This window comes from Pseudoalteromonas prydzensis, from assembly GCF_001661495.1.
Classification (GTDB): domain Bacteria; phylum Pseudomonadota; class Gammaproteobacteria; order Enterobacterales; family Alteromonadaceae; genus Pseudoalteromonas; species Pseudoalteromonas prydzensis.
Window position 1 is genome coordinate 175496 of the sequence record NZ_BDDT01000005.1, and the last position, 15259, is coordinate 190754.

Sequence of the window (15259 nt, forward strand, 5' to 3'; positions counted from 1 at the left end):
TAGGGTGTTTAATATACAAATTGAATCGCTTATTAATTAACGATTCTTCCCTACTTGAGCCCTCTAACGAGGGCTTTTACATGTTTAACTTAATCTTCAAATACTTAATTCAAATATGCCTTTAGCATCCACACTAGTTTCTCTTGCTCAGTAATATAATCACCCATTAATGAGGCAGTCCCTTCATCTTGTGCATCACTTGCTTGCTCTAAAATATCGCGCTGCATTTTAATTAAGATGCTATAACCTGCGAGTAAGTTTTCTACGGCAGCTTCACCATCACTAATATTTTTAGCTTCTTTAATGTTACTGATCTCTAAATAGTCTGAGAATGCATGCAGTGGTGCGCCATCAAGAGTGAGAATGCGCTCGGCTATTTCATCTACTTTTAAAAGTAATAGGTTATAAATTTCTTCAAACTTGATGTGTAGCTCAAAAAAGTTACGCCCTTTGATGTTCCAGTGAAAACCGCGGGCATTCATATATTGAATTTGATAACTACTTAGCAGGGTATTGAGTGACTTGATGATATCTTCACTTTTCGCGCTGTTAAGACCAATTGCGTTTACCTGTGACATAACTTCTCCTTAATAAACTGATAAGATGTTTTCTAAACACTGATAGCAAGTATCAGCCATTTTTAGTGATCTGTAAAATGGTTAAAATCGATGACATTGATAGTTTTAGCCTATCAAAAATAAACCATTCGAATAAAACTCGTTACTTTAATAGAGATGGGCTGCAATCTTTAAAAAACCACCCCAAAAATCAAAATAACTGTCTATTGCTTAAAAATAGAACAAAACCATGATCCAGAACAAGCTTTGCTATTACATCTTTTAACTGCACGTGAGGATTTGATTTAGGTCAAAATTTGTATTTTTAGTCGGCGCATAATCAACGTAGATTAATTACATGGAGAGAGAACATGCAGGCTAAAACTAACAAAGAAAATAAATTTGAGTTGATCGTTATAGGTATTGCTCTGTTAGCATTTGTAGTTGGGCTAGTTGGTCACTTAGCTGGGGCAAGCTTTGCCAACTTTGCTACATTTGGTTATATCGCAGCACCTACACCGCTAATTTTAGCAATCATTGCTTTTATTGCCTACAAAGTGGCTGCGAGTGCAGAAGAATAAATAATCAGGTTAAATAAGCAACTCAACAATATACTTCATCACTTGGCGTGAGTAGATCATACTGGTGTGACTTAAATGGAACACTTTGTGCTCTGCCATGCCATTGAGCTTGGTTTCGTCAAGTAACACAGTGCCATCGGATTGACTGCCTTTGGCTATTAACGGCATGAGCCCGATCGGTAAATCGCCGGCAATACTGTAGAGCTTTGCGTTAAATGGCCAATCACCATTTTCAGTGAGTAAAAATTCCACACTGTTTTTTAAAAACACATCAAAGCCTTTTTGCTGCATCCTGCGCGCGATATGGCTGCCCTTGTGCGGGGTGCCTAAGGTGATGACTTTTTCAACATTTTGGCTTTGCTCTGAATTTGCAGCAAGGTATGCACGCGCCACCAGTCCGCCCATTGAATGACACACAAGGGCCGTGCTTTTACCATCAATAAAGGCATCAATCTGTGCAAAAATAGCGGCACGATCGGGAGACAATGTATTATATGAAAGGTTGAGTATGCTCAGCCCAGACTTTTCGAGCTGCGAGCATAAAGGGCGCATCACAAAGCCAGACATATACAAACCATGCAACACCACAACTTGTTTAACAGCCATACACCCTCTTTTTTACAGAATACAATTTACATTAATTGTACTGGTTTTATTTCAATGTTCACTGAATCAGAGCTCACCCATACATCACCATCTTGAATAGTAATCGTCAGTGATATATTGCGATCAACTAATGCTGCAAGCGCTTGGGTTGCTGCAAAATCTAAGCTATAAATGCTCAAGTTTTTAAATTCATATAATTTAGGTTGCTGTTTTTGCCACCAAATAGCTTGGTTATTCTCACCATAAGTGTATAGCACCACTTTTTTAGATTTATTACAGGCTTTTTTAACACGCTTCTCGTCTGGTAAGCCAAGTTCAACCCACAGCTCAATCTCTTCACTGTAGTTTTTATGCCACAGCTCAGGCTCATCATCAGCCGATAAACCTTTAGTAAACTCTAAGCCTTCACAGGCATTGAGTGCGTATGCAAGCAAGCGGATCATCAAGCGCTGCTCGGTTTCAGAAGGGTGTTGTGCCAAGGTTAAATTAAAGTCTTGGTATACGTGGCGGTCCATATCGCTTAGCGATAACTGCGCTTTAATAATCGTCGATTTAAGGGCCATAACAGTTTATTTGAAAAAATTTGCGCCAGTATAGCGCAATTAACAGCTTAGCCAGTTAAAATAGCGTGAAATTATCTGTAGGAGTTTAAAAATGGCTATCCAGTGGTTCCCTGGGCATATGAATAAAGCCCGTAATGAAATTAAAGAAATCATGCCACAAATGGATGTGATCATTGAAGTGCTTGATGCGCGCATTCCTTACAGTAGCGAAAATCCGATGGTGGCTACTTTGCGTGAAGGTAAGCCGGTCATCAAAATTTTGAATAAAGCGGATTTAGCCGATCCTAAAATGACCCAAGCGTGGAAGGATTACTTTGAGCAAGAAAATGGCGTTAAGGCGATTGCGTTTGGTAATGATAAAGCGGCTGAGGTTCATCGTATTAATGAGCTGTGTAAAAAGCTGGTGCCACACAAAGTAGGTGCTGATAAGCAAATTAAAGCCATGATCATGGGTATTCCAAACGTGGGTAAATCAACGCTAATTAATGTGTTGGCGGGTCGTATTGTTGCGAAAACAGGCAACGAGCCGGCGGTTACTAAAGCACAGCAACGTATTAAGCTTGAAGACGGCATCATGCTGTACGACACACCGGGTATGTTGTGGCCAAAAGTTGAAAACGAAAACTCAGGCTACCGTTTAGGTGCTACAGGTGCGATACGTGATACTGCACTCGAATATGAAGAAGTGGCAAGTTATACCGCTGAATATTTGTTACGTGCGTATCCTGAGCTTTTAAAAGCCCGTTATAAAATTGATGAATTACCAGAAAATGATTGGGAATTTGTTGAAATGGCGGGTAAAAAGCGTGGTTGTATTCGTGGTGGCAACCAAATTGATACCTATAAAATGTCGGAAATTCTAATCAATGAATTACGCGATGGCATTATTGGCCGTATTACCATGGAAACGCCAGCTATGCGTGAGGAAGAAGAAGTGATGGTTGCTGAGCTTCGTGCTGCGGCGGAGGCTAAAAAAGCCGCTAAAGAAGAAGAGAAAAAACAACGCAGAGCGCGAGCACGTAAAAATCGCCGTTAATTGTTTTTACATTAGGTAGCTCACTAAATAACAGACATAAAAAAAGCCCGTAAGGGCTTTTTTAGTTTCATATCTACCGTCACCGATATGAGCAATGTAGCAAGTAAAATGTAGGGCGGTTACCCGTTATCAATATCAAGGGGCGTTGCGATTAATAACAGGTAACCAAGCTTTAACGTGGGCTACACGTGTTTCAGGGTCGAGAAACAAAACAGTTTATTCCGTACAAGCCGTAATGCGTTATCGCCTTGTTGATATTGATTATCAGTTAGATCTTAATATGTGTCAACACCTATTTGAAAATAATTCTCATTACCGTGTTTGGTTTTGTATTTATATATAAAATACATATTGTTAGTTAAAAAATAATTTTACGTGGAGTTTTTGTTGCTGGAATTTTAGGCATAAAAAAAGCCCGTAAGGGCTTTTTTAGTTTCATATCTACCGTCACCGATATGAGCAATGTAGCAAGTAAAATAGTAGGGCGGTTACCTGTTATCAACATCAAGGGGCGTTGCGGTTAGTAACAGGAAACCTTAGCGGTTTACGTGCGCCACACGTGTTTCAGGGTCGAGAAACAAACTGTTTATTCTGTACAAGTGGTGATGCTTTACCGTCTTGTTGATATTGATTATCAGTTAGATTTGTCGAACTGTCAACACCCAATTGAAAATAATTCTCATTTATTTGTGGCTTTGTAAAAAGCTCAATAAAAGCAATGTATTGGCATTTAAACTAGTGTTGGGCTTTATAATTATGGTGTTTTCTGGTTATTCACTCTGCGATTTATTTGTGCCATTAACTCTTTATCTTTGCTTCCTTCGCTATCGACGATAAGTAAAAAGTGATCGCCTTGCTTATCAATCACTTTGATAACCGTATTTTCAAGTTGTGTTTTACCATAAGTTACTTCTACGCTAGCTATATCCTGAAAGTGTTTTAAGTTTGATTCAAGTTGATCTTGTTCATTTTTCCAATAACTAAAAATATAGTTGTCGCTTATACCATTGCCGTCGTTACGAAAATCTACCCATGCATCGCTGTAAAAAAATAGCACATCTTCATCAATAGGCACTAATTGATGACGTTTCAAAAATTGCATTTGAAATGACCATAATTTATCGCCCTTAACGATCGCGGTACTCGGTAACAAGTAAACCTCTTCGAGCAAGCTTAAAAATAAAATGGGAGCCCAAATTATGGCGATCACAATATTTCTTACTCGCCATTTAGAGTTGTATGCAAGTGCGTCAGATGATTGGTTTAGGTGTTGAATGTAGTTAACTAATGGCAGCCAAATAAAAGGAATTATACACAGCGCAAAAGTTGAGTAATCGTCAAACCGTGTTGTTACTGTAAGTACTAAAAGGAGTAGCCATGCCACAATAGCTAGCGCATTAGGCATTATTTTGTTCTTTTTATGGTGCTCTTGACTGTGTGCAAGGAGCTCCAAAAATAAAGGATAGAAAAAGAACAGCGAAAAAATCCCGCGAGCAATCGGCATGATATGACTATTTTGCTGTATTTTAATTGCTTTCCAGTTGCGATAACTCCAGTAGTTAATAAATAACCCTAAGGTAAAAATACTATAAAGAATAAACTTAGTATTCGTAACTGGGTAAAACTGCGCATCACTAAATGTCGGGCGTTTTGCTGATTCAATACGCCATGCGACAATAAAAAAGAGCATAGCAAGCAGATAAACAAGTAACACTAAAATGATCCAATCATCTTCTAGCGCAAAGCCGTCAGTGGTATCCGCACTTACATATTTAACAATGCCAAACTGTGAATTGTCGATTAATTTGGCCCGTTCGCTCAGGTACAGTTTAATCTGATCCGCTGGAATATGATCTTGCTTGGCGCTAAATGAAAAATCGAGTGTTAAAGTGTTGTCTACAAAGTGGATATTTTTTTTGAAATTAAAGAACGCATTATCAATTTCATTTTGTTCATCATCAAAGTGCCAATTTGGCTCTTCAAATTTGACCTTAATGGTTGTTTTAATATTATTAGGGTACTTAAAATACAGCGGCGCAGTGCGATTAATTTGATCGGGTTCGTAAACACTATTTTGTATATCAGAGGCATAAAAGTCGGCTCTTAGCCCTTCATCGTCGGGTTGCCAAAAGTCATTAATAAGGTAAAACTCATCGCTTGTGAATTCGCCGTTATTTTTATTTTCAGTCACCGTCATCGGCTTATCAATGGTAATACCTTGAAAGTAACCTTGATAATATTCGTGGTAATCTTTCGCTATTTGATCAAGCCCATTACGGGCTAACGAACTACGTCTATTGATAGCTTCAAACTGACTATAAATGTAGCGAGTTTGAAATGTTGCAGGTTGCTCTGGTTTAAGCGCAATGCTGTAGTTATCTTGAGATTTAATGGCAATAGCATCGACTGCGGGAGTCATTGCGGTAAGGCTTTGTTGAAAAGGTTTAACAATGAGCGCATAACCATAATTGGGTTGTGCTAAATGCGCGAGAGTGCCAGTTTGATAGTTTATGGTTGGGTCTAACCAATAACGTTGCCCTGCATGCTCAAGTGTGACGATCACATGATCAAACAGCTGTGCAGAGGCAGGAAGCTCAATCAATCGCTTACCTTCAGCTGTGTTTACTAATGCAGGGTAAGCTGAAATGCCCATTGCTTTAAGTAATGAAATTAGCAGTACAGTTTTGTCTTTGCAATCACCATAGCGAAGCGCCAGTGTTTCCGAAGCTGAGGTGGGCTGATGGGAGTTAGTGCCCATTTCAAGACCTAAGTAGCGCACTTCGTCTTGGCTAAACTTTAATGCAGCAGCAATGCGATCGGAAACTTTTGGATTGCTTAGTGCTATTTCATCGGCAATCTGGCTGACGGATGGTGTTACTTCTATTGCTGATTGGTATAACGGCGCCGCCCAGTTTGCTACTTCCTGCCATGATTTTAACTCAGAGAAAAACACTTGTTTATAAGGGCTATACCACTGTGGTACTTGGCTTGAGGATGCAACGGTGGGTTGGTTTTGCAAACTAATTTGATAGTCATGCCCAAGCTCTAGTGGGGTGTCGGTTATTTCAACTTCGCCATTGACAGTATTGATGTATAAAGGCGTATCCTTTTGCCATAACACCCGCATAAACTGTTGTGCCACTGGTACCGACCAATTCAAAGTGCGCGATGCAGCAAAATGTTGATAAATAGGATTACGGCCAGTAATAGTGTAGCTGTAGTCGAGCTGATCGTTAATGCGCATATCATCAACAATAATATTTAAACTTAAACTGCCGTTGTAAATGCGATTAGCTAACTCGGTTTCACGCTGTAATACTTTAAACTGCGCACTGGCTAACTTATCTATGTATTGCCCGTCACGAATAACGCCTAAGCCGTTTAGTGTAAGGGTTTGATAGCTAGGATCGAAATCTAAATTTAACTGGCTTATGTAGTCGATACCGGTTTGATTTACCGCTTGCATAACGGTGCGAGTATAGCGCTGTGAAGGTTGCTGGGCTGAGACCTTTATTTGAGTATCGAGTAGTAGATAATATGTGCCATCTAAAATTTTGTTTGTTGGAATTTCAGTTGCAATCAATTGCTGCTGTTTTACCCAGTCATCGGCTGGCTGTATTTGATATTCTTGGCTGCTACTTAAAAAACTGATCGTGAGTAAAAAAGCACAAAACATGCGAGTTGCTAATTGAGTCCATTTCATTATTGTTCTTCTTGTTGGTAAAGTCTGGATATCCTTCTTGTTATTAGATTACCAAGCAAAGAGCTATAAGCCAATTAGGTATAAGGTTTATTGCTAAATTAAAAACTAGTAAATAATACGTAAATCTGCGATGTTAAACAAAAAACAGGAGAAAATCATGGAAGAAACGAAAGCTTCACCAGCGCTTGAAAGTGGCATCGCAGACGATATGGTTGGCATTAAAGGTTGGCTTATATTGGTGGCTATCGGTGTGGTTATAGCACCATTTCGATTAATTGCATTTATGCTAAATACTTACCCTGAGTTATTTACAACAGGTACTTGGCAGTCACTTACCTCGCAGTTTGGGGATTATTATCACCCCTACTGGGAGCCGCTACTATTGAGTGAAATGGTGTTTAATACTTTAATCACCCTCGCATCTTTATATTTAATTGTGTTGTTCTTTAAGAAAAAGGCCCAGTTCCCTAAATGGTATATTGGCATTGCCGTATCGAGTTTAGTTTTTATTGTTGCAGATGCCTTTGCAATAAGAATGATAATCCCAGATGCACCTGTTTTTGATGGCGAAACTAGATTAGAAATTATTCGCGGGGTGCTTACGGTCGTTATTTGGGTGCCCTATATGCTAATTTCTGAACGTGTTAAAGCAACGTTTGTGCGTTAGTTTGTTTTATATATTGGTAAAGTAATTACGGCGAGCGTGCCTTGAGCGTGTGGGTTAGTAAGTAGCTGTAACTTACCGCCTTGATTACGAATGAGTTCGCGGCTGATCACTAAACCTATACCTGCACCTTGTGCTTTGGTTGAATAAAATGGCACGAACAGGTTTTCGGGATTCGCAATACCAGTGCCGTTATCGAGCAGCTCAATAATTACTTTGTTATCTTTTTGCTGCCAATTGAGTATAGGAGGTGAGTTGCCGCCAGCTTCAAAGGCATTTTTTATGAGGTTGATTAGTGCTTGTTCTAGCTGACCTAAATCGACCGTAAAATTCACAGGCTGAGGTGAGTGAATCACTAATTCAGGATAGATAGCTTGTAGCCGTAAGTTCACTTGTTCAGTATTGATGAGCTGTTTGTTTGGCGTAGGCAGTTTTGAAAATGAACTGTAGCTACTTACAAAATCAAGCAAATGTTGCGCACGTTTTTCAATTACTTGCAGCATGTCTTGGGCAAGGTCGGGCTGAGTCGTTATTTGCCCTTGCTGTTTCATGGCTTGTAATGATTGGCTCATTGAGTAAATCGGCGTTAGGGAGTTTCGTACTTCATGGTTGAGCACGCGAATTAAGCGCTGCCAAATGTCTTGTTCATTCGCACGTAGCTGTTGCTCAATAGAGAACAGAGTAATGAGTTCGTAATTTCGCCCTGTGCGCCAAAATGTTTGCGAAGAGGCGATATAGCGGCGGTTAAAACGAGATTCTTTTTTTATCTGCCAACTACCGTCGTTATAAATTAACCCTAAGTCAGCATAGCTTAACCCCTCAACATTTGGTGTTACTAAAGTGCTAATAAAGGCCTTGTTTGTAAAGTAAATGAGCCCATGTGGGTCTAAAATAACAATAGGTAAATCAAGCATACGAGCAAATTCAAACACGAATTCTTCGGTTTGCATGTAATGACGTTTATTTTTGGCAATCTTACTGCTCAGTTTATTAAAATCACTTTTAAGCCCGGCAATACGGCCACTTTGGTATTTTGCAAGATGCCAGCTGTTATTCTCGTCGTTAGCGAGACCATCAAGTTGTAAACCAAAACGCTCTAACACATCTGTAATGAGCCGATAGCATTTTATTAAAGCAAAAGTACTAACTGCAAATATTGGTAGTATTAAACTAGCACTGGCAAACCAATCTAAATCCCAGCTTATTGCGAGTAGGATACATATTACCAGCAATATAAAGGTCACTAAATAAAGATAACGCTTTAGGTATTGTTCAAATGACGTGGTTTTTGGCATTAACTGTCTGCTTCTTTTAAATCAAGCTGATGCTTATCGATGCGCCTGTAAATAGCTGATTTACTTAATCCTAAAAATTCTCCAGCAGCAATAACATTGCCATTAAATTCAGCCAGTGCTTTTTGGATCATTTGTTTTTCAAGCTCTTCCAACGGTAATAGCGGCAGCGATTGCTTATCTGTTGCGCTATTGCTGACTTCACTACTGGGTTGTTCAAGAGTTAAATCACTGGCGTCAATATTGTCGTTATCGCTCATGATCACGGCTCGCTCAACACAATGGCTAAGCTCTCTTACATTACCAGGCCAATGGTACTGGGTAAGCGCCAGCGTCGCTTCGCCAGTCAGTGTCATGCCGCTGCGCTGATATTTTTTACTGTGTGTTGCCAACAAGTGATTAGCCAGCTCAACGATATCTTCCGGGCGTTCGCGCAGGGGCGGAATGTGTAGTTCAATGGTGTTAAGCCTGAACAGCAAATCGCGGCGAAATTCTCCCTCTTCAATTGCTTTAGCAAGTTCGGCATTGGTTGCAGCAATGATCCGCACATCGGCAATTTGGGTTTGACTAGAGCCTAATACTTCAAACTCTTGGCTTTCGAGTACGCGCAACATTTTACTTTGTAGCTCAAGGGGGAGCGTGGCTATTTCATCTAAAAATAAGGTACCGCCATTAGCTATTTCAAAGCGGCCTAAGCGGTCTTCTTTGGCATCAGTAAACGCGCCTTTTTTATGACCAAATAATTCACTTTCAAATAAAGATGGCGCAATAGCGCCGATATTGACGCTCACGTAACGTTGCTCACAGCGATTAGAATGCTGATGAATATATTGCGCTAATAAGCTTTTGCCGGTGCCATTTTCGCCGGTGATTAAAATGCTGGCATCGGTTTTTGCTGCGCGTTTAGCGCGTGCAAGTAGTTGCTGCATAGTGGGGGAGTTGGCAATATAATCGGCATTTTGAGTGGTGTTTAAGGCTTTTAAACAGGCATTGTCGTGGTTGCTTTTGCTTAGTTTAAGCTGCTGCTGTACCACCGCTGTTAAGCGCAGGTTATTCCACGGTTTTTCAACAAAATCAAGCGCACCTAATTGCATCGCTTTTACGGCAACATCCACGCTTGCCCATGCCGTCATTACGATAACAGGAATAGTTGAGCTAAGCGACTGCAACTGTTTTAAAAATCGTAACCCCTCTTCACCCGAGGTCGTATCGAGCCTAAAGTTCATATCTAACAGTATCAGGCTAATAGCACTGTTGTTGATTATTTCCAGCGCTTGCTCTGGGCCTTGTGCTTCAATGCATTGATAGCCAATTTGATTTAATGCAACGATGGCGGCCATGCGAACATCGGCTTGGTCGTCGATAACTAAAATTGTGTCCATTTTGTTCTTCTTGTTTTCAAGCAAAAGCAAATTGCCTTTGCTTTTGCTTGGTGGGTAAACAATATTCGCTTAGTCGTTACGAAGCGCGGCCATAGGTTTGGCTTTAATTAATAGCAATAGTGGCCTAAAGCAGGCGAACATGGCAATAATCAAGGTGATAAACCATGCTATTAATTGTAAGCGTACGTCTAAAATTAACCACGAAATAAGCTGTTCTTGTAGCATAAAGTAACCCGCCAATACGGTTGCTATGGCCAGAATAAAGCCAATGAGTACAGGGATAACAGCTTCTTTACTCATGAGTTTAAATAAGCGTACTTTTTTAGCGCCCAGAGCCATGCGAATACCAAACTCATAACGGCGCAAGCCTAAGTTGTAGCTCAGCACCCCAAAGATACCTATTGCTGCTAATAATAGAGTAAATAATGCTAAGGTACTACACAGTGCTACTGTTAGGTGACTCATATACAATAAATCATCGTACTCTTGTTGTAAGTCTCTAAATTGCCATAAAGTTAAGTGACTATTGGCTTTTCTTAATAAACTTAAAACTTGCTTGCTAGTCAGCTCAACACCTTGCTCTGTTTCAATAACAAACATATAGCTCCAAGGCTGTGCGGGCCACCACATGTGCCGACCAAATGATTCGTCGTAGTATTTAGGATGGTTAAAGTCCTCTGTTATGCCGACAATTTCAAACATTTTATCTTCAAGGCCTTTGTAGCTTTTACCGATAATATTAGTGTATTCCTGATCGGGTAATAGCCATTTAGCGACACTGATAGATACCAATAACTCGTTAGTTTCACCGCGCATAGCTTGCTCACTAAAAGTACGCCCAGCGAGTATTTTTGTGCCCACTAAATCGAAGTAATCAGGCCCGACCCACTGGCTTGGAAAGAAGATTGAGCTTTTACCTGCAACATCGGTCAGAGTATTGGCATTTTGCCTTGCGGATACTGGGCTTTGCCCAAGAGCAACATTTTTAATGCCTTCGCTATTTTGTAATACTTTTTGATACTGCTTAATTTGCTCGTAGCGCTCAGCCAGTGTTGCATTGTTATTGGTTTGAAATAACTGTGCAAAGTACAGGTTTTCAGTGTCGCTACCCAGTGGGCGATTAATGGTGTCGAGTGCTTTGCTAACAATCATAATTGAAAAGCTAACTAATAAGGCTGCCACAAACATTTGTGTGGCAATTAGTATACGCACAGTACGACCAGATACTTGCGACACGCCGCCTTTGCCACTGTTTTGCATTTGGCTATTTAAGGTTTTGTAGTTAACTAAACGTGCAGTGATCACTGAGAATATGTACGCTAAAGCAATACACATAACTATCGCTATCAGCACCAAATTAAGGTCAACAGCCAAGCTGTTCACCAGTGGCAAGCGTCCTTCTGCAAGTACTTTGAATAACCGAATACCCCAAATAGATAAAAACAGTGCAATGCTGACCGATATACTCATTAAAATGAGTGATTGCAGTAAAATGCTGCTAAATAAAGTTTTACGTTTTGCGCCCAGTACAGCTTGCAGCGCTAAGGTTTTATGCTGTGCTAACGCGCGTGAAAAAAACAAGGTGCTGACGTTTAGTACAGCGATGACCAATAGCCCCACCGCGCCTGCAAGCATCATTAAACTAAGTTGATCGTTATTGCCAAGCTCAACTTCACGATACGGTGTTACAACGGGCTTTACATCAGTAATGCCGCCATTATTGAGCCACTCAGATTTAATGTTATCAATTTGGGCTTTTAAGTCGGTTTTTACTTGCTCGTTAGTGACGCCAGGCTTTAATACTGCAATCAGTTTTAAGTTTCTAAACGTGTTGGTCCACGGGCTTTGCCAGTCATCATTATGGAAAAATCGACGGTCAGAACTGGTTGGATACCACACATCAACAGAGCCCGCTTTAATCATGTAAGGTGGGCTGAAATTAGCCGCTACAACCCCCGTTATTATATGCCCATCACCTTCAATCTCACTGGCTGTTTTTAAGGGCTTACCAATTACATCAGGGTCACTATTAAAATGTTCTTTCCAGAACTTCTCTGAAATGACCGCGCTATTATCAGCTTCTTCTAAAGTTCCGCCCTTTTTAAAGCCATGTCCGAGTAAAAAAGGAGTATGTAGGAGCTCAAAATATTCACCACCGACATACAGCACATCCTTTTTTGGTTGGCCGTCTAAGTATAAAAAAACATTTTCAGCGGCATTCATCATAAAAGCTTGCTCAAAGCTTTGATTGTTTTTAAGCCAGTGCACCATCGATTGATAACTTTGAAAGCCAACCGCATCGTAGTCGTCATAGGTTAGGCTTTGCTCAACCACCACCATGCGGGTTTCGTCAAATACATCAAGGGGTTTTAAAAAGTAACTATTTACTAGGCTTAGCACTACAAATAACGTCGCGAGAGTGAGCGCCAAGGTGGCTACAACGGCGGTAACAAACCCCGGTGCGTTCATCAGTGATGCCCACGCCAAGCGCAGTTGACTACGTGTTTTAGTTAAACGGCTCATGTTAAATCACCTCGGCAGTATCAGCGGATACAGCGCTGGTATTTTCAGTGTGCGTATCTTGGCGTGCTTGCGAATACGAGATAATTTCGCCATCGAGTAGTTTTAGCTGAGTTTTTGCGCGTCCTGCGTAACGTAAATCATGGGTTACCATACAAATGGTAGTGCCTTTTTGATTCAGTGCGTCGAGCAAGTCCATCACTGCATCACCATTTTTAGAGTCAAGGTTACCGGTTGGCTCATCAACCAATAAAATACTGGGTTTACCGGCAAGGGCGCGGGCAATAGCAATACGTTGTTGTTGCCCACCAGAGAGCTGATTAGGTTTATGTTGGGCGCGGTGCCCCATTTCAACCTCATCAAGAGCATGCTTTACTGCGCTCTGAATATCAGCTTGGCTCATAGCAGGCTCACGATAGGTCAGCGGCAATGCTACGTTATCAAACACCGAAAGTTCATCTATTAAATTAAATGACTGAAAAATAAAGCCAATATGTAAATTACGCAGCTCTGCCTGTTGGTCCATGTCGAGGGTGTTGGTATCGACGTTTTTAATAAAATATTGCCCCTCGGTAGGGCTGTCTAGCAAACCAAGTAAAGATAACAGCGTTGATTTACCACAACCTGATGGGCCACTAATGCAAATATAATCGCTTTGATTTATTTCAAGGTCGATATTTTTGAGGGCGTAGGTTTCAACATTTTGGCTGCGATAAACCTTGGCGATATTGTTTAATGAGATAAGTGTATTGGTGTTCATAAACTTTCCTGTGCTATTTTTATAGTTGCCAAATGCTGCCATTTAGAGAGATCTGAAATGATCAGCTGTTCACCCACCTTAGCGCCGCTCAGCAGTTGAATTTTGTTATCACTGAGTGTACCAAATTCAATTTGCGTGGGGTGTGCTAAATGGGTAGTCGGGTTGAGTTTAAAAAGCGTAGCGTCAGTATCAGCTTGCGCTTTGCTGGGTAAGTTAATGGTGAGTGCATTGGGTATAACGTGGCTTATTACATAGCCTTCAATACTTAAATCGGGGCGTGCATTAGCTGGCAACGAACCTGTTAAATCAAGTTCAATCATCACGCGGCCATCAGTGACGATAGGGTCAATACGGCTGACAGTTGCGATTACTTCGCTACTCTTACCCGCGCTAAACGTGTTTACTCTTGCTGGCATATTTAAAGCTATTTTTTCTGCATCGCTTTGTTGCACACTAAGCTCAGCCTTGAGAGCGGTATCTGAGCCTACTATGGCGAGCCGTGTACCTGATGTAAGGTTTTGACCAAGCTCAACATTAAGCTCTTGCAGCATGCCGTCAATGCCGGCGGTGACCTGTAAGTCATCAAAGGCTTGCTGTTGTACTTGATAGTTCAATTCAAATTGGCTTAATAGCTCTTGTTGAATTTTACTGCGCTGATGGTGCATATCGGCTAATTGGACTAAGCGCTGTTGTTCAATTTCGACACGTTGCTCTAACTGCTTCACGGTTAATAAACTGCGCTTGTAATCAAGGCTTGAAACAATGCCTTGCTCGATTAATTTACTTTCGGCCTGTGCACGCAGTTGGGCACTTTCAAGCTCGCTTTTTAAAATAGTCAGGCTTGCTTGGCGCTCTAATAGCTGACTTTTTTGATTGATTATTTGTTCGTTAGCGCTGGCTTTTTGTCTCGCTAATTCGAGCCGTGCGACTGATAAACGCTGCGCTTGTAGTGGATTTACCAAAGTTAAAATAACGGTGTCTTTATTGACGCGGGTGCCGGGGTAAACATGAATAGCTTCTACCATGGCGCTATCGGTATTGGTTAAATAACGCTGATACTTTGATTTTAAACGGCCAAAGCCACGTATTTTTATTACAAAATCAGCTTGAGTTACGGTGGCTATTTGCAGTTGATTAGCCGCCAATGTGGTAGGGGCTAGCCATGAGTAAATCAGCCAAATAATAAACGCTATGCTAATAAGTAAGATGCCAAATATGAGTTTTTTACGCTGACTCGGTTTGGTGCTGCGTTTTAAGGTGCTATCAATATCCATATGTTGATCTTTGGCTTGTAAAATAGTTATGGGGACTAAAGCCAGTAATGTGCCATATTTAATGTATTGATATTAATCAATATTTTTTCTTTGTTCTAAGTGAAACTTCCCATTAATGGGAAGTTGCCACACAAACGGGAAAATTAACCATCACCCTAATGCCTCTTGATTTAGCGCAATGGGAGCCCGCTTTATATTTTTAGTTGTAATAATCCAATTTTAACAGAGGAGCAACGCCAACAATTTGATCAGTTTTTATTAGCTGAGACTGAGAAAACACCACATAAATAAAATAATGCTATTTATATCAACCTCTTGTTT

At 40.7% G+C, this 15259-nt stretch carries 12 protein-coding genes; 3 read left to right on the top strand and 9 right to left on the bottom strand.

The window, feature by feature from the left end; all coding sequences use genetic code 11:
* Positions 1-104: 104 nt before the first annotated feature.
* Positions 105-578, bottom strand: a complete 474-nt coding sequence (locus A7968_RS11635; RefSeq protein ID WP_064666749.1) for a Dps family protein — start codon at positions 576-578, stop codon at positions 105-107.
* A gap of 350 nt (positions 579-928) precedes the next feature.
* Between A7968_RS11635 and A7968_RS11640 the strand changes: the two genes are divergently transcribed.
* Positions 929-1138 (top strand): hypothetical protein, encoded by a 210-nt coding sequence (locus A7968_RS11640; RefSeq protein ID WP_064666750.1) that lies wholly within the window; start codon positions 929-931, stop codon positions 1136-1138.
* A 9-nt stretch (positions 1139-1147) separates the two neighbouring features.
* Here the strand turns inward: A7968_RS11640 and A7968_RS11645 are convergent, their stop codons facing one another.
* Both A7968_RS11645 and A7968_RS11650 read right to left on the bottom strand, forming a co-directional pair.
* Complete coding sequence (locus A7968_RS11645) at positions 1148-1744, bottom strand: lipase family alpha/beta hydrolase (protein ID WP_064666751.1); 597 nt, start codon at positions 1742-1744, stop codon at positions 1148-1150.
* A 26-nt stretch (positions 1745-1770) separates the two neighbouring features.
* Entirely contained in the window at positions 1771-2307 is a 537-nt protein-coding gene (locus tag A7968_RS11650) for a YaeQ family protein (RefSeq protein ID WP_064666752.1), read from the bottom strand.
* Positions 2308-2398: 91 nt separating this feature from the next.
* Between A7968_RS11650 and ylqF the strand changes: the two genes are divergently transcribed.
* Complete coding sequence (gene ylqF / locus A7968_RS11655; protein WP_064666753.1) at positions 2399-3343, top strand: ribosome biogenesis GTPase YlqF; 945 nt, start codon at positions 2399-2401, stop codon at positions 3341-3343.
* A 754-nt stretch (positions 3344-4097) separates the two neighbouring features.
* Here ylqF and A7968_RS11660 read toward each other — a convergent pair.
* Positions 4098-7046, bottom strand: a complete 2949-nt coding sequence (locus A7968_RS11660) for a DUF3857 domain-containing transglutaminase family protein (protein ID WP_064666754.1) — start codon at positions 7044-7046, stop codon at positions 4098-4100.
* 157 nt (positions 7047-7203) lie between these two features.
* On the opposite strand from A7968_RS11660, the gene A7968_RS11665 reads away from it, so the two are divergent.
* Entirely contained in the window at positions 7204-7713 is a 510-nt protein-coding gene (locus A7968_RS11665; RefSeq protein ID WP_064666755.1) for a DUF2569 domain-containing protein, read from the top strand.
* Here the strand turns inward: A7968_RS11665 and A7968_RS11670 are convergent.
* The 5 genes from A7968_RS11670 to A7968_RS11690 all read right to left on the bottom strand — a co-directional run bounded on the left by A7968_RS11670 (position 7710) and on the right by A7968_RS11690 (position 14938).
* A complete protein-coding gene (locus tag A7968_RS11670) occupies positions 7710-9005 on the bottom strand; it encodes a sensor histidine kinase (protein WP_064666756.1) in 1296 nt (431 codons plus the stop codon). The two genes, A7968_RS11665 and A7968_RS11670, sit on opposite strands and share 4 nt — an antisense overlap.
* Positions 9005-10384 (bottom strand): sigma-54-dependent transcriptional regulator, encoded by a 1380-nt coding sequence (locus tag A7968_RS11675; protein ID WP_064666757.1) that lies wholly within the window; start codon positions 10382-10384, stop codon positions 9005-9007. The genes A7968_RS11670 and A7968_RS11675 overlap by 1 nt, the downstream gene beginning before the upstream one ends.
* 69 nt (positions 10385-10453) lie before the next feature.
* A complete protein-coding gene (locus tag A7968_RS11680) occupies positions 10454-12907 on the bottom strand; it encodes an ABC transporter permease (RefSeq protein WP_064666758.1) in 2454 nt (817 codons plus the stop codon).
* Between the two features lies 1 nt (position 12908).
* Entirely contained in the window at positions 12909-13664 is a 756-nt protein-coding gene (locus tag A7968_RS11685) for an ABC transporter ATP-binding protein (RefSeq protein WP_064666759.1), read from the bottom strand.
* The gene (locus A7968_RS11690; RefSeq protein WP_064666760.1) at positions 13661-14938 is read right to left on the bottom strand and encodes an efflux RND transporter periplasmic adaptor subunit; all 1278 of its coding nucleotides are present in this window, start codon (positions 14936-14938) and stop codon (positions 13661-13663) included. Before A7968_RS11690 ends, A7968_RS11685 begins: the two co-directional genes overlap by 4 nt.
* Positions 14939-15259 lie beyond the last annotated feature (321 nt).